This is a genomic window from Burkholderia sp. MSMB617WGS (genome assembly GCF_001532025.2).
Lineage (GTDB): Bacteria > Pseudomonadota > Gammaproteobacteria > Burkholderiales > Burkholderiaceae > Burkholderia > Burkholderia savannae.
Window position 1 is genome coordinate 865,790 of the sequence record NZ_CP013457.1, and the last position, 15,914, is coordinate 881,703.

Annotated in this window: 8 protein-coding genes; 3 read left to right on the plus strand and 5 right to left on the minus strand. The window is 70.2% G+C overall.

What is annotated here, in order from left to right; all coding sequences use genetic code 11:
- Nucleotides 1-114: 114 nt before the first annotated feature.
- Together WT60_RS04400 and hmpA are read left to right on the plus strand one after the other, a co-directional pair.
- Nucleotides 115-660 (plus strand): cob(I)yrinic acid a,c-diamide adenosyltransferase, encoded by a 546-nt coding sequence (locus tag WT60_RS04400; protein ID WP_060355476.1) that lies wholly within the window; start codon nt 115-117, stop codon nt 658-660.
- Between the two features lie 120 nt (nt 661-780).
- Nucleotides 781-1,989: an NO-inducible flavohemoprotein gene (gene hmpA, locus WT60_RS04405; RefSeq protein ID WP_038753317.1), complete on the plus strand. Its 1,209-nt coding sequence runs from the start codon at nt 781-783 to the stop codon at nt 1,987-1,989.
- Nucleotides 1,990-2,560: 571 nt separating this feature from the next.
- Here the strand turns inward: hmpA and aroG are convergent.
- The 4 genes from aroG to WT60_RS04435 all read right to left on the minus strand — a co-directional run bounded on the left by aroG (nt 2,561) and on the right by WT60_RS04435 (nt 10,691).
- The gene (gene aroG / locus WT60_RS04415; RefSeq protein WP_059583419.1) at nt 2,561-3,634 is read right to left on the minus strand and encodes a 3-deoxy-7-phosphoheptulonate synthase AroG; all 1,074 of its coding nucleotides are present in this window, start codon (nt 3,632-3,634) and stop codon (nt 2,561-2,563) included.
- A 411-nt stretch (nt 3,635-4,045) separates the two neighbouring features.
- Nucleotides 4,046-5,515, minus strand: a complete 1,470-nt coding sequence (tldD, locus tag WT60_RS04425; protein ID WP_038753319.1) for a metalloprotease TldD — start codon at nt 5,513-5,515, stop codon at nt 4,046-4,048.
- Between the two features lie 109 nt (nt 5,516-5,624).
- Nucleotides 5,625-6,452 carry a carbon-nitrogen hydrolase family protein gene (locus WT60_RS04430; RefSeq protein WP_059646111.1) on the minus strand — a complete coding sequence of 276 codons (828 nt, stop codon included), beginning with the start codon at nt 6,450-6,452 and terminating at the stop codon, nt 5,625-5,627.
- 45 nt (nt 6,453-6,497) lie between these two features.
- Complete coding sequence (locus WT60_RS04435) at nt 6,498-10,691, minus strand: YhdP family protein (protein WP_060355478.1); 4,194 nt, start codon at nt 10,689-10,691, stop codon at nt 6,498-6,500.
- 183 nt (nt 10,692-10,874) lie between these two features.
- Between WT60_RS04435 and glnE the strand changes: the two genes are divergently transcribed.
- Nucleotides 10,875-13,655 carry a bifunctional [glutamate--ammonia ligase]-adenylyl-L-tyrosine phosphorylase/[glutamate--ammonia-ligase] adenylyltransferase gene (gene glnE, locus WT60_RS04440; RefSeq protein ID WP_038753322.1) on the plus strand — a complete coding sequence of 927 codons (2,781 nt, stop codon included), beginning with the start codon at nt 10,875-10,877 and terminating at the stop codon, nt 13,653-13,655.
- A gap of 582 nt (nt 13,656-14,237) precedes the next feature.
- On the opposite strand, the gene recN is transcribed toward glnE, so the two are convergent.
- Nucleotides 14,238-15,887: a DNA repair protein RecN gene (gene recN / locus WT60_RS04455; RefSeq protein WP_060355479.1), complete on the minus strand. Its 1,650-nt coding sequence runs from the start codon at nt 15,885-15,887 to the stop codon at nt 14,238-14,240.
- Nucleotides 15,888-15,914: the final 27 nt, after the last annotated feature.

The following is a 15,914-nucleotide window of genomic DNA, read 5'->3' on the forward strand; positions in this document are numbered from 1 at the left end:
GAGGCGGGCCGGATCATTCTACGCTCGAAAGCATGCGCGCCGCCGCGAGCGCGGCTGCGATAATAGGGATTTCACCGACGCGGCGCGCGCTGCCGCAGACGACGGGAGACACGAATGGGCAATCGCTTGAGCAAGATCGCGACCCGCACGGGCGACGACGGCACGACGGGCCTCGGCGACGGCAGCCGCGTGCGCAAGGACGATGCGCGGATCGCGGCGATCGGCGACGTCGACGAGCTGAACTCGCAGATCGGCGTGCTGCTCGCCGAGCCGCTGCCGGACGACATTCGCGCGGCGCTCTCGACGATCCAGCACGATCTGTTCGATCTGGGCGGCGAGCTTTGCATTCCGGGGCATGCGGCGATCGCCGACGCGCATCTCGCGCACCTCGACGGCTGGCTCGCGCACTACAACGCGCAACTGCCGCCGCTCCGGGAATTCATCCTGCCGGGCGGCGCGCGCGCGGCGGCGCTCGCGCACGTGTGCCGGACCGTGTGCCGCCGCGCGGAGCGCTCGATCGTCGCGCTCGGCGCGCACGAGGCGCTCAACGCGGCGCCGCGCCGCTACGTGAACCGGCTGTCGGATCTGCTGTTCGTGCTCGCGCGCGTGCTGAACCGCGCGGCGGGCGGCGCCGACGTGTTGTGGGACCGCGCGCGCTGAACGCGTTGATGCGCATCATTGCAATTGCGGGCTCGTTGTGGCGAGGTGCGACAATTTGCCTGCCGGGCGTGCGCCTATAAAGATGTATCGTGTGAGAATGTTTAACAGAGGAATACTTTCATGACTCAGATGACCGCCGAGCAAATGGCCCGAGTGAAAGCGACCGCCCCGGTTCTCGCGGAGCACGGCGCGACGATCACGAAGCACTTCTATCAACGGATGTTCGGGCGTCATCCCGAGTTGAAGAACGTCTTCAACCAGACGCACCAGAAGACGGGCAGCCAGCCGGAGACGCTCGCGAAGGCGGTCTACGCGTACGCGGCGAACATCGACAATCTCGGCGCGCTCGGCGGCGCCGTGTCGCGGATCGCGCACAAGCACGCGAGCCTCAACATCCGGCCGGAGCACTATCCGATCGTCGGCGAGAACCTGCTTGCGTCGATCGTCGAGGTGCTCGGCGACGCGGTCGATCCGGACACGCTCGATGCATGGCGCGTCGCGTACGGCCAGCTCGCGGCGATTCTGATCGGCGCGGAGGCGAATCTGTACGAGAACGCCGCGTGGAGCGGCTTTCGCCCGTTCAAGGTCGCGAAGAAGGTGCGCGAGAGCGACGAGATCACGTCGTTCTACCTGACGCCCGCCGACGGCGGCGCGGCGCCAGGGTTCGAGCCGGGCCAGTACGTTTCGGTGAAGCGCTTCGTCGGCGACATGGGCGTCGACCAGCCGCGCCAGTACAGCCTGTCCGACGCGCCGCACGGCCAGTGGCTGCGCATCTCGGTCAAGCGCGAAGCGGGGCGCAGCGAGGAAGTGCCGGCGGGCAAGGTGTCGACGCTGATGCACGACGGCGTCGGCGTCGATTCGATCGTCGAGGTCACCGCGCCGATGGGCGACTTCACGCTGAACCGCAACGCGTCGACGCCCGTCGTGCTGATTTCGGGCGGGGTTGGGATCACGCCGATGATGTCGATGGCGTCGGCGCTCGTCGCGTCGGGCAGCGAGCGCGAAGTGCGCTTCCTGCACGCTTGCCGGTCGGCGCACGCGCACGCGTTCCGCGACTGGCTGAACGATGCGGCGGACGCGCATCCGAACGTGAAGCGTGCGGTGTTCTACGAGGAAGTCGGCCCGAACGACCGGCCGGGCGTCGATCACGACCACGAAGGGCGGATCACGCCGGCGGCGCTCGAGCGCCACGCGCTCGTGCCGGACGCCGACTACTACATCTGCGGTCCGATCGCATTCATGAAGCAGCAGCGCGATGCGCTCGTCGCGCTTGGCGTCGCGCCGGAGCGCGTGCAGACGGAGATCTTCGGCTCGGGCGCGCTCGAATGACGAAGCGCTCGCGAACGGCGAACGTTCGCTGAAGCGAAACGAAAAAGCCCGGCGTTTCGAGCCGGGCTTTTTCTTTGGGCACGGCCTGCTCGACGCGGACTGGAATCGTGTCGATCAGGGGCGGGCATGCGCCTGATCGAGCCGTCCTTCCGATTTCCGTCGATATGGCTCACTGCGTCGCGGTCGGGCGATCATGGAGTCTTTCGCGCGTTCGCCGCGCTTCGTCGCGCATGCCCGACGCGCGCGGTGAAGTGCGGTGAAGTTCGGCGGAGCGCGGCGTCTGAAGCGGGCCGGGCGGCGAGTGCCGCGTGCGTTGACGCGGCGGCCGCCGAGCGATGCGCGCACTACGCGACCGGTCACGTCTCGCGTGCGACGGCGCACGCGGACGACGCACCGAGAATATGGCGCGAAGCGCGGGCCGCGAGCATCGGGCCGCGAACCGCGGCCCGAACGAACCGAACGAACCGAACGAACCGAACGAACCGAACGAACCGAACGAACCGAACGAACCGAACGAACCGAACGAACCGAACGAACCGAACGAACCGTCGCGCGGCAACGCCCGCCGCGCTCAGTTCCCGCTGCCGCGCGAGACGCGCCGCGCCTTCACCGCTTCGGCGAGGCCTTCGAGCACCTTCACGCTGTCGTCCCAGTTGATGCACGCGTCGGTGATGCTCTGGCCGTACGTGAGCGGGGAGCCTTCCTTCAGATCCTGGCGGCCTTCGACGAGATGCGACTCGACCATCACGCCGACGATCCGCTCGTCGCCCGCGCCGATCTGCCGGCCGATGTCCGCGCAGACCGGAATCTGGTTCTCGTGCTTCTTCGAGCTGTTCGCGTGGCTCGCGTCGATCATCAAGCGCGCGGCGAGGCCGGCCTTGCCGATGTCCGTGCAAGCGGCGTTCACGCTGTCCGCGTCGTAGTTCGGCGCCTTGCCGCCGCGCAGGATCACGTGGCAATCCTCGTTGCCGGCCGTCGACACGATCGCCGAGTGGCCGCCCTTCGTCACCGACAGGAAATGGTGCGGCTGCGATGCGGCCTTGATCGCGTCGACCGCGATCTTCACGTTGCCGTCGGTGCCGTTCTTGAAGCCGACCGGGCACGACAGCCCCGACGCGAGCTCGCGGTGCACCTGCGATTCGGTCGTGCGCGCGCCGATCGCGCCCCACGAGATCAGATCGGCGATGTACTGCGGGCTGATCATGTCGAGGTATTCGGTGCCGGCGGGCAGCCCCATCTCGTTGATCTGCAGCAGCAGCTCGCGCGCGGTGCGCAGGCCGTCGTTGATCTTGAAGCTGTTGTCGAGGTGCGGATCGTTGATGAGCCCCTTCCAGCCCACCGTCGTGCGCGGCTTCTCGAAGTACACGCGCATCACGATCTCGAGTTCGCTCTTGAAGCGCTCGCGCTCCTTGACGAGCCGGCCCGCGTATTCGAGCGCGGCCTTCGTGTCGTGGATCGAGCACGGCCCGATGATGACGATGAGGCGGTCGTCCATCCCGTGCAGGATTCGGTGCATCGCCTGGCGCGAGTTGTAGATGAGCTCCGACACCGCTTCGCTCAGCGCGAATTCGCGGATCAGGTGCGCGGGCGGAATCAGCTCCTTGAGTTCTCGGATGCGGACGTCGTCGGTATTGTGCGGGGGCATGCTTGGGTTCTCCGGTTCGGGGCGCCGCCCGGCGTACGCGGGTGCGGCTAGCTGTTCAATTCGACAATTCGGGTGATTCGGGAAAGCCGGTGGATCGATTCGTCTGCCGCTGTCGCGAACCGGCGGGGCGAAAAAAAACCGCCGGGTTCGCCGGCGGTTTTTCGGGAATTCGGTTGCGCTTCGCGCGCCATCACTCCTCTCGATCCGCCAGCGGCCTGAGATGCCAAAAAAAGTAAAAGTAAAACTTTGCGGACATGGCGGAAATGCGGCTCATCAATGAAGCGATACGAGAACGAGATTTATACCCGGTCGGGGCGCGGCTGGCAATCCTGTGACTCTAAAAATGCGGGAAATCCGCGCAATGTCGTCGATTCGCGCGAATTGTCTGCGCCGCGATGCGGCAACGCCGCATTACGACGCGGTGCCGCCGACCGTCATGTTGTCGAGCCGCAGCGTCGGCTGGCCGACGCCGACGGGCACGCTCTGCCCCTCCTTGCCGCACACGCCGACGCCCGTGTCGAGCTTCATGTCGTTGCCGATCATGCTCACGTACTTGAGCGATTCCGGGCCGCTGCCGATCAGCGTCGCGCCCTTCACCGGATACGTGATCTTGCCGTCCTCGATCATGTACGCCTCGGACGCCGAGAACACGAACTTGCCGTTCGTGATGTCGACCTGGCCGCCGCCGAAGTTCACCGCGTAGAGGCCGTGCTTGACCGATTCGATGATCTCCTGCGGGTCCTTGTCGCCGTTCAGCATGTACGTGTTCGTCATGCGCGGCATCGGCAGCGCCGCGTACGATTCGCGCCGCGCGTTGCCGGTGACGGGCATCTTCATCAGGCGCGCGTTCAGCGTGTCCTGGATGTAGCCCTTCAGGATGCCGTCCTCGATCAGCGTCGTGCACTGCGTCGGGTTGCCTTCGTCGTCGATGTTGAGCGAGCCGCGGCGGTTCGGCAGCGTGCCGTCGTCGACGACGGTCACGCCCTTCGCGGCGACCTGCTCGCCGATGCGGCCCGCGAACGCCGACGAGCCCTTGCGGTTGAAGTCGCCCTCGAGGCCGTGGCCGATCGCCTCGTGCAGCAGCACGCCCGGCCAGCCCGGCCCGAGCACGACCGTCATCGCGCCGGCCGGCGCGGGGCGCGCATCGAGGTTCACGAGCGCCGCGTGCACCGCGTCGTCGACGTAGCGCGACAGGACTTCATCGGTGAAGTAGCCGTAGTCGAAGCGGCCGCCGCCGCCGCCGGAGCCGATCTCGCGACGGCCGTTCTGCTCGGCGATCACCGTCACCGACACGCGCACGAGCGGGCGGATGTCAGCCGCGAGCGCGCCGTCGCTGCGCGCGACGAGCACGACGTCGTATTCGCCCGCGAGGCCCGCCATCACCTGCTTGATCCGCGGGTCGCGGCCGCGCGCCATTTGCTCGACGCGCTCGAGGAGCTTCACCTTCGCGGTCGCGTCGAGCGACGCGAGCGGATCGGCGGGCAGGTACAGGTCGCGGCCCGACACGCCCTTCAGCGACGATGCGACGCGGATCTTCTGCTTGCCGCCGCCCGCGGCGGCGATCGCCTTCGTCGCGGCGGCCGCCTGGAGGATCGCGTCGGGCGACAGGTCGTCCGAATACGCGAACGCGGTGCGCTCGCCCGCGACCGCGCGCACGCCGACGCCCTGGTCGATGCTGAAGCTGCCCGATTTGACGATGCCTTCCTCGAGGCTCCACGCTTCGCTGCGGGTGGCCTGGAAGTATAGGTCCGCGTAGTCGACGCGATGCGTGAAGATGTCGGCGAGCGTGCGCGTGAGAAGGCTCTCGTCGAGGCCGTACGGCGTGAGCAGGATGTCCTTCGCGAGCGCGAGATTGCGGATGCCGGGTTCGATGATGTTCATGCGGATTCGGGGATTCTCAATTTCTGAAACGGTTGTCGGACGCGCTTTCTTTCCGGTAGATGGATCGCGGCGGCCGTCTTTCAATGGCGGCTGAGCGACGCCGCGGCGCTCATGCGAGCACGCGGTGCCGCCACGCGGGCAGGCTCTGCCGCACGTCGGCGATCCGCGCGGGATCGATTTCGCCCGCGACGACGCCCGCGCCTTCGTCGCGCACCGCGACGATTTCGCCCCACGGATCGACGAGCATGCTGTGGCCCCACGTACGGCGGCCGTTCTCGTGCTTGCCGCCTTGCGCGGCGGCGAGCACATAGCATTGATTCTCGACCGCGCGGGCCCGCAACAGCGTCTCCCAGTGCGCGCGGCCCGTCGTGTACGTGAACGCCGACGGCACGACGATCATCGCGCAGTCGCCCATCTGCCGGTACAGCTCCGGAAAGCGCAGATCGTAGCAGACCGACAGGCCGACCCGGCCGAGCGGCGCGTCGAACGTGCGCACCGCGTCGCCCGCGCGGATCGTGCGCGCCTCGTCGAACGATTCGTCGCCCTTCTCGAAGTTGAACAGGTGGATCTTGTCGTAGCGGGCGGCCTCGCGGCCGGACGGGTCGAACACGAGCGTCGTGTTCAGCACGCGCGACGGCTCGGGCGCGCAAAGCGGCAGCGTGCCGCCGATCACCCAGACCCCGTGCTTTTTCGCGCGATCGGCGAGAAAGCGCTGGATCGGGCCATCCCGATACGGTTCGGCGAGCGCGAGCTTGTCGGTGTCGCGGTGGCCCATGAAGCAGAAATACTCGGGCAGCAGCACGAGCCGCGCGCCCGAGCCCGCCGCGTCGGCGATCAGCCGGCCGGCGTCGGCGAGGTTGCGCTCGAGATCGGGCGTGCTGACCATTTGCAGCGCGGCGACCCGAAACGGCGAGGCTAAGGCGTGGCGATCGGTCATGACGGATTCGGTTGCCGAAAAAAGGGTGCGGGCCCGGCGGCCGCGTCAGTGGTCGGCGGCCGCGGGCGCGTAGCCCATCTTACCCCGATCGCCGCCGACACGCTCGATGTGCGGATGCGCCCACGAGCCCGTGATCGCGTAGTCCACCGCGAACGCGTGCGCGAGCGTCTCGGACAGCGCGAGATTCGCGGCGAGCACGCCGAGGCCGAGGAACGGATTGACGATCGCCGCGCCGATCGCGGCCGCGCTCGCGCTGACCTTCGGCGCGACGTGCGCGTTCAGGTCCTGCGTTTCGTGTGCGAGGTCGACGGAGCCCGTCACCGTCACCTTCGCGGGCGACGTCTTCATTTCGAAATCCTGCGTATGCGCGATGCCGTTGTCGATCCGGCCGGTGCCGGTGATCGTCTCGAACGGCAGGCCCTTGCCGATCACGTCGCGGAAATCGAGCGTCAGGAAGCGCGCGAGGCCCTGCAGGCTCAGCACGCCGAGCAGCTTCGCCGCGCCCGGATCGACCTTCAGGATCTGGCCGTGCGCGAGGTCGAGCGACAGGCGGCCGTTCAGCGTCGGATAGTCGATCGCGGTCGGGCCGCCGCGCCACGCGACCTTGCCCGACAGCGTGCCGCGCCCGTTCGCGACCGTGCGCGGCAGGCCGACGCGGTCGAGCAGGGCGCCCGCGTCGTCGATCGCGAGCGTGAAGTCGAATACCGTGCGGCGCGGCGCGTCGTCCTCGCCGGCGCCGCGCGCGAGCGCGCGCCGCGACGTGCGCCAGTTCGCGGTCGCGGTGAGCTTGGCGGCCGGATTCGCGAGCTCGAGCTTGTCGAGCTGCCAGACGGGGATGCCGTTCTCGTCGATGTTGCGCGCGTCGACTTCGAGCCGGCCGATGTCGTGGCCGCGCGCGACGACCTGATCGACGACGAGATCGATCGCCGGCATCGCGTGGTTGGTGGGCGTCGGCAGATCGATCGCGCGGCCGACGAGATCGTGCTCGGCGCTCTGCGGGATCACGAGCTTCGCGAGCCGCGCGCTCAGCACGCCCGCGCCCGTCGGGCCGCCGCCCGGCGCCCACGACAGGTAGCCCGACACCTGGTTCGACGCGATGTTCGCCTGCCACAGATCGTCGATGTGCGACGCGCCGACGATCACGTTCTCCCAGTTGCGCTTGAGCAGCTTCAGCGTGCCGAAGTGCAGCGCGAAGCGCTTCGGCGCGAAGCTCGCGAGATCGACGGGCGACGCGGCCGGCTTCTCGCGCGCGTGCGCGGACTTGCCGAAGCCCTGCGCGAACGTTTGCCACGCGTCGGCGTCGAGCTCGTGCACGTCGATCGCCGCGCTCACGCCTTCCTGCGGCATGTCGGGCATCCGGTTCATCCCGACCGCGCCGCGCACCGCGCGCACCGGCTGCCCGCGCTCGATGTCGAGCAGGTAGGTCGCCGCGAGCGGGCCGAGCTTCAGGTCCGCGCGCTCGAGCGGCTTGCCGCCCGCCTGCGGCTCGGGCGCGAGCGCGAAGCTGAACGGCATCGGCGTGCCGGCCGGCTTCGCGAACGGCGCGGGGAACTCGAGCGCGACGCCCGTCAGATCCGAGTTCGCGGTGATGTCGGGCAGGCCGCCCTTCGCGCCGCGCACGGCGATCTGGTACGGCGCGTCGCCGACGACGCGCTCGAGCGCGGCCGCCGCCGCACCGCGCAGGTTCAGCCCGCGCGCGGCGTCGAGCGACAGGCGGCCGTCGACGTCGAACGCATAGCGGCCGTTCGCCGACAGCGCGCCGCTCGCGCGCACGTCGCCGCCGAGAAAGCGTGCGGTCAACCGGTCGACGCTCGCCGTGTGATCGGTGAAGCGGAGATTGCCGCGCAGCCGCGTGACGGGCGGCACGCCGTCGGCCTCGAGCGTGTTGCCGGCGAAGCCGAGCGCGGCGTCGACGCCGACGTGCGGATGCGGAACATGCTGCGGGATCGTCAGCTTGAGCGCGAGCGTCGCGGGGCCCTGCGCGCGCACGAGGTTGCCGACGTGGCCCGTCATCCCGGCAACCGCGCTGTGGTTCGCGTAGTCGAGCAGATCGGCGAGCGGGCCGTGCGCGCGGCCCTCGATCACGAGCGGCGAATGCGTCGGATTGCCGAGGTCGTCGATGCGCCCCGTCACCTTCGTGAGCGCGACGCCCTTGTAGCGCGCGCGGTCGATGTCGAAGCGCAGCTTGTTCTGCGCGAGCTCGAACACGCCGTCGATGCCGTCGAGCGCGGGCCACACGTTCGGCGTGCCGTTCGCGAGCGTGCGCGGCGGCTGCGGCGTCGGCTCGAACCGGCCGCCCGAAAACGGCGCGACGATGTGGAACACGCCCGCCTTCGGATCGTGCTCGTACGGGAACGTCTCGAGCGGGCCCTTCGCGACGATCGTCGCGCCTTTCTTCACCTGGCCCGCCTGCAGCGCGTGGCCGAGGTAGAGGCGCAGGTGGTCGGACAGGCTCGTCGGCAGGTAGCGGGTGATGCGCGCGACGGCCGCGCGCTCGAAGTCGGCCTTCAGGTCGAGCGAGCCGCGGCCGTGGCCGGGGTTCGCGTAGCTGCCCGCGACCGCGATCGCCGCGTCGGCGTTCTCGACGTGGAACTCGGGCACCGCGACGTCGACCCGCGCGTGCCGCTCGCCCGGCGCCGGCGTGACCGTCCAGTTCGTGCGGCCGCGCAGACGGTCGAACGCGAGGCGCGGCTCGTCGAACACGCCGGGCACCGTGACGGCCGCGTCGACGGTGTCGAAGCTCGCCGCGCCGCCTTTCTCGTCCGCGTCGACGTGGCCCCACAGGTTCTCGACGCCCGGAATCCCCGCGCGCGGGTGGCCGTGCGGCGACAGCCCGGGCGGCGGCTCCTGCGCCTCGAAACTGATTCCCTGCAGATCGCCCTGGAACCGGTAGCGGATGATCGGGGTGGTGCCGCTCTGGCGCTCCTGGTCGACGAACGCGGGGCTCGCCGGCTTCGCGCGCTCGACCTCGATCGTGTAGTTTGCAACAAGCCCGCGCGGATCGAAGCGAACGAGCTCGTTGCGCAGCCGCGCCGGAAGCGGCAGCCCGCGGATGAATTCGGCGAGGATGCCGAGATCGACGCGGTCGCCGGACACGCTCAGCAACTGGCCCTCGTCGACGCTCGGCACGCGGTAGCGCGCGGTCAGCGTGTGCAGCGCGAGCGCGCGCGAGATCGGCGTGCCGTCGGGCAGCGGCGGCTGGCCGAGCTCCGCGTGCAGCCGCGACAGGTGCAGCGTGTAGTCGCGCTTCGGCTCGATCGCGAGATCCCAGCCGAAGCGCGCGACGGGGATGTCGAGCCGCGGCTGCGTCGGGCGCACGCGCAGCGCGACGTCGTAGCCGCGCAGCTCGCCGCCCGCGCGGTACAGATGGCCGTCGCCGAAATGCGCCCAGATCGCGTTGTCGATCCGGCCCGCGTAGGCGGTGAGGCGAATGTTCACGTAGCGCGCGAGCGTCGGCAGGTCGACGGGGCCCGTCGACAGGTACGCGTCGCCCGTCCAGTTCGACGGCTTGCCGACCGGCGCGAGCGCCTTGTGGACGAAACGCGCGCGAAAGTCGAGCGGGCCCTGGAACAGCGTGCCGTTCGCGGGCGCCTGCAGCGCGATCCGGTGGACGATTCCGTCGTTGAGCACCGCGATCCGGATGCCTTTCAGCGCGAGCTCGGGCGCGTCGTGCTGCGCGTCGCGCCAGCGCAGCGTGCCGCCGCGCAGCACGATCGCCTCCTGTTTCAGCAGCCACGCGCTGAACGTGTCGTCCGCGCCCGTCTTCGTCGTCGGCACCGCGACGCCCGCGACGAAGAGCGAGCCGTCCGCGCGGCGCTCGGTCAGAAGGTCGGGGTCGTCGACGATGAGGCTCGACAGCGTCGGCGCGAGGCGCGCGAGCGAGCGCCACGACAGCGCGGCCGTCGCGTGCGGCACCGACAGCGCGACGCGGCCGTCGCGGCCGCGGATCGTCAGCTCGCTGATGTCGACGCCCGGCTGCATTCCCGACCAGTGCGGCGCGAGCCGGCCGATCCGCAGCTCGGCGTGCAGCTTTTGCGACACGAAGGCTTCGATCCGCGGGCGGTACTCGTCGATGCGCGGCAACAGCACGTAGCGCAGCCCGAGGAAGGCGGCGGCCGCGACGAAGTAGGCGGCGAGCGCGATCGCCAGCAAGCCCTTGAACACGCGACGCAGGACCGGGTGATGGTGCTGCGGAGGTCCGGCTTCGGTCGTTGCGGCGGAATCCTGACGGTCGGACATGCGGCGAAGGGGCGGCGGTATGGTAGTTTTGCGAACTGACGTTCAAATGTATCACACGGGTTCCCGCAGGCGGCTTTCGCGACGCCGCCGTTGCGGGCTGTCCGGCCGGCCGCGCGCGCCGGCTCCGTGCGCCGCCGGCGCGCGGCGGCCCGCGGCCTTTCACCGCGCCACGCGCGTTCGACGATGACCGACGCTTCCGACCTGCCGTCCCTTTCCTACTCGCACTATCTCGCCCGCGCGGTCGCGGCGCGGCCGGCGCTCGCCGCGCGCATCGCCGCGTGGGCGGCCGCGCCCGTCGCCCGCGCGGCGCTCGATTCGCGCCTCGACGCGCTGCTCGCCGAAGGCGGCCAGCCGCCGTCCGAGGACGCGTTGAAAAAGGCGCTGCGGCAGCTGCGCGCCGAGGCGTTCGGCGCGATCGCCGAGCGCGACCTGTCGGGGCGCGCCGATGTCGCCGAAGTCACGGGCGCGATGACGGACCTCGCGGAGGCCGCGATCCAGCGCTCGCTCGCGCTGCTGTCGGCCGAGCTCGAGGCGCTGTACGGGGAGCCCCGCGGCCCGTCGGGCGAGCGGCTCGCGCTCGGCGTCGTCGGGATGGGCAAGCTCGGCGGCCGCGAGCTGAACGTATCGTCGGACATCGACTTGATCTTCGTCTACGAGGACGACGGCGAGACGGCGGGCGGCGCCCGCGCGCCGATCTCCGCGCACGAGTTCTTCACGCGGCTCGGCCGGCGCCTGATCGGCGTGCTGTCCGAGGCGACCGCCGACGGCTACGTGTTTCGCGTCGACATGCGGCTGCGCCCGAACGGCGATTCCGGCCCGCTCGTTTGCAGCCTCGGCATGCTCGAGGAGTACTTCTACGTGCAGGGGCGCGAGTGGGAGCGCTATGCGTGGATCAAGGGCCGGCTCGTGACCGAGCGCGAAAGCGCCGCCGCGCGCCGCCTCGCGCAGCAGCTCGACGCGATCGTCAAGCCGTTCGTCTACCGGCGCTATCTCGATTTCGGCGTGATCGGCGCGATCCGGTCGCTGCACGAGCAGATCCGGCAGGAGGCGCGGCGGCGCGCGACGATGCGGCCCGACAAGGCCGACGACATCAAGCTCGGCCGCGGCGGGATTCGCGAGATCGAGTTCAGCGCGCAGGTGTTCCAGCTGATTCGCGGCGGGCAGGACGCGGGCTTCCGGGTGCGCCCGACGCTCGCCGTGCTGCGCCACGCGAGCGCGAGCGGCCTGATCGCGGAAGACGTGCGCGCGGGCCTCGCCGACGCCTATCTGTTCCTGCGCACGCTCGAGCACCGGCTGCAATACCGGAACGACGCGCAGACGCATGCGATGCCCGTCGATCCGGCCGAGCGTGCGGCGCTCGCGGCGTCGCTCGGGTTCGCCGATTACGCGGCGCTCGCGGCGGAGCTCGACCGGCACCGCGCGTTCGTCGAGGCGCAGTTCGACCAGGTGTTCGCCGACAAGGCGGGCGGCGGCAAGCGCGGCGCGGACGAAGGCGGCGCGGCGGGCTGCATCTGGAGCGGCGCGCTCGCCGACGACGGCGCCGACGACGCGCTCGCCGCGCGCCTGGCCGAGCTCGGCTTCGCCGATCCGGCGGCGGTGCTCGCGCGGCTGCAGGCGGTGTGGCGCTCGTCGCGCTACACGGGGCTGCCGGAATCGAGCCGTGTGCGCTTCGACCGCGTCGCGCAGCGCGCGCTCGAGGCGGCGCCGCGCATCGACGCCGCGCATCGCGACGAGACCGTGGTGCGCTGCTTCGACCTGCTCGAGACCGTCGGCCGGCGCGGCGCGTATCTCGCGCTCCTGACCGAATATCCGGCGGCGTTGCAGCGGGTGCTGTCGGTGCTCGGCGCGACGCGCTGGGGCGGCGGCTACCTGATCCGCCACCCGCAATTGCTCGACGAGCTGCTCGACGACGAAGCGATTGCGAGCCCGTTCGACTGGCCGGCGTTCAAGGACGCGCTGCGCAAGCGGCTCGCCGCCGCCGACGGCGCCGAGCACCAGATGGATCTGTTGCGCCACGCGCACCAGGCCGAAGTGTTCCGGATTCTGCTGCTCGATCTGGCGGGCAAGCTGTCGGTCGAGCACGTGAGCGACCGCCTGTCGGAACTCGCCGACGCGATGCTCGACGTGACGATCGGCGTCGTCTGGGCGCAGCTCGCGAAGCGGCACTGCGACACGCCGCGTTTCGCGGTGATCGCGTACGGCAAGCTCGGCGGCAAGGAGCTCGGCTACGCGTCCGATCTCGACCTGATTTTCCTGTACGACGATCCGGACGAGCGCGCGGCGGACGTCTACACGACGTTCACGCGGCGCCTGATCACGTGGCTCACCACCGCGACGGGCGCGGGCACGCTGTTCGACATCGACCTGCGGCTGCGGCCGAACGGCGAGGCGGGGCTGCTCGTCACCGATCTCGACGCGTTCCGCCGCTACCAGTTGCGCGAGGGCGACGCGGCGAACACCGCGTGGGTGTGGGAGCACCAGGCGCTCACGCGCGCGCGCTACAGCGCGGGCGACGCGCGGATCGGCGCGGCGTTCGAGGCGATCCGCGTGCAGGTGCTGACGACGCCGCGCGACGCGGCGGTGCTCGCGACCGAGATCGTCGGGATGCGCGACAAGGTGTTCGCCGGGCATCCGAACACGAGCGAGCTGTTCGACCTGAAGCACGACCGCGGCGGGATGGTCGACATCGAGTTCATCGTCCAGTACTGGGTGCTGCTGCACGCGGCGCGCCATCCGGAGATGATTCGCAACACCGGCAATATCGCGCTGCTGCGCGAGGTGTCGCGCTTCGGGCTGATGAGCGAGGAGGAAGCGGAGACGGTCGGCGCCGCCTACCGGATCTACCGGAGGCTGCAGCACCGGCTGCGGCTCGACGGGATGGAGAAGGCGCGCGTCGAGCCGGAACGGGTCGCGGCCGAGCGGGACGCGGTGGCCGCGCTGTGGAATCGCGTGTTCGGGGCGTAGCGGGGAGCGGGTAGCAGGTGGTGGGAAGGGCGGAGGGACGAGAAGGACGAGAAAGACGAGAAAGACGAGAAAGACGAGAAAGACGAGAAAGACGAGAAGGCGCTTGCGCGCGGCCGCTGCCCGACGCTCGCGACGCCGGGCGAACTCGCCGGCGCCGCCGTGCGCCGATTGTCGCGCGATTTGTCCGGGTGCGCCGGAGGGGCGCAGCGATGCGCTGGGGCGCCGACGATGTCTGCGGCTGTAGCTCTGTGGCTGAGCTGCGGAAACGGAGATGGAGACAGCCGGACGTGTCAGGAATTTCGTGTGCTGAGGCCGGTTAAAGATCTCAACTGATGGCGGAGGTGAATCGCTCGCCGGACAGAATGGCGAACTGATTGACTGCTTGCCGCCAGCCGCCAGCCGCCAGCCGCCAGCCGCCAGCCGCCAGCCGCCAACCGCCAGCCGCCAACCGCCAACCGCCAACCGCCAACCGCCAACCGCCAACCGCCAACCGCCAACCGCCAACCGCCAACCGCCAACCGCCAGCCGCGACCGCAGCCGCGCCGCGCGGGTTCCGTCGCGGCCGGCATGCACGCCGCCGCGTCACGCGGTCAGCATCTCCTTTGCGTGCTTGCGCGTCGTCGCGGTGATCTCGAGGCCGCCGAGCATCCGCGCGACTTCCTCGATCCGGTTCGCACGGTCGAGCGGCACGACCGTCGACACGGTGCCGCCTGCGCCGTCGTGTCCCTTCGCGACCTGGAAATGCTGGTCGCCGCGCGCCGCGACCTGCGGCAGGTGCGTGACGCACAGCACCTGCCGCATCTGCCCGAGCTGATGCAGCAGCCGCCCGACCACCTCGGCGACGCCGCCGCCGATGCCCGTGTCGACTTCGTCGAAGATGAGCGTCGGCGTCGGGCTCGCCGCGCTCGCGATCACCGCGAGCGCCAAGCTGATCCGCGCGAGCTCGCCGCCCGACGCGACCTTCGCGAGCGGCCGCAGCGGCACGCCCGCGTGGCCCGCGACGCGGAACTCGACCTGCTCGAGCCCGTGCGCGCCGCCTTCGGCGAGCGGCACGAGCGCGACCTCGAAGCTCCCGCCCGCCATCGACAACTCCTGCATGCCCGTCGTCACCGCCGCGCCGAGCGCCTTCGCGGCCTGCGCGCGCGCCTTCGACAGCTTCCTCGCGTCGGCGAGATACGCTTCCTTCGCCTTGTCGGCGATCGCCTGCAGCGCGCTCAGATCGGCGGCGGCGTCGAGCTCGGCGAGCTGCGCGCGGCGCGCTTCGTGCTCGTCGTGCAGCGTCTCGGGCGGCAGCCGGAACTTGCGCGCGGTCGAGTGCAGCGCGTCGAGCCGCGTTTCGACCTGCGCGAGCCGATCCGGATCGAGGTCGAGCCGCTGCGCGTAGTGCGACAGCGAGTACGACGCCTCCTGCAACTGGATCTCGGCCGGCTCGAGCGACGCGAGCGCGTCGTTGAGCGCGGGATCGTACTCGGCGAGGCTTCTGAGCTTCGATACGATCGCGCCCAGTTGCGTGAGCATCGCGTCGTCCGATTCGGAGATCGCGTCGAGCGCGCCCTGCACGCCGTCGATCAGGTTCGCCGAATGCGTGAGGCGCTTGTGTTCGGCGCTGATCTCGGCCCATTCGCCCGGCTGCGGCGCGAGCTTGTCGAGCTCGGCGAGCTGCCACGCGAGCTTTTCGCGCTCGAGCTGGCGCTCGCGCTCGTGCGCTTGCGCGGCGTCGATCGCCTGCGTCGCGTCGCGCCACGCGCGGTAGCCGCGCGCGACCGCACCTGCGTCGGCGACGAGCCCCGAGTGCGTGTCGAACAGCTCGCGCTGTGCGTCGGCGCGCATCAGCAACTGATGCGCGTGCTGGCCGTGTATGTCGACGAGCATCTCGCCCACTTCGCGCAGCTGCGCGAGCGTCGCGCTCGTGCCGTTGATGAACGCGCGCGAGCGGCCGCCCGCGTCGACGACGCGCCGCAGCATTACCGTGTCGTCGGCGTCGAACGCGTGCTCGTCGAGCCAGCGCACGACGCGGTCGTGCGGCGTGAATTCGGCGCTGATGTCGGCGCGGCTGCTGCCGGTGCGCACGACGCTCGCGTCGGCGCGCTCGCCGAGCGCGAGCGCGAGCGCGTCGATCAGGATCGATTTGCCGGCGCCCGTTTCGCCTGAGAAAACTGTGAAGCCGCTGTCGAATTCGAGATCGAGCGCGGCGACGATGACGAAGTCGCGGATCGAGAGGTGGCGGAGCATGGGTGTCGTCGGAGGATGGCGTCAGGA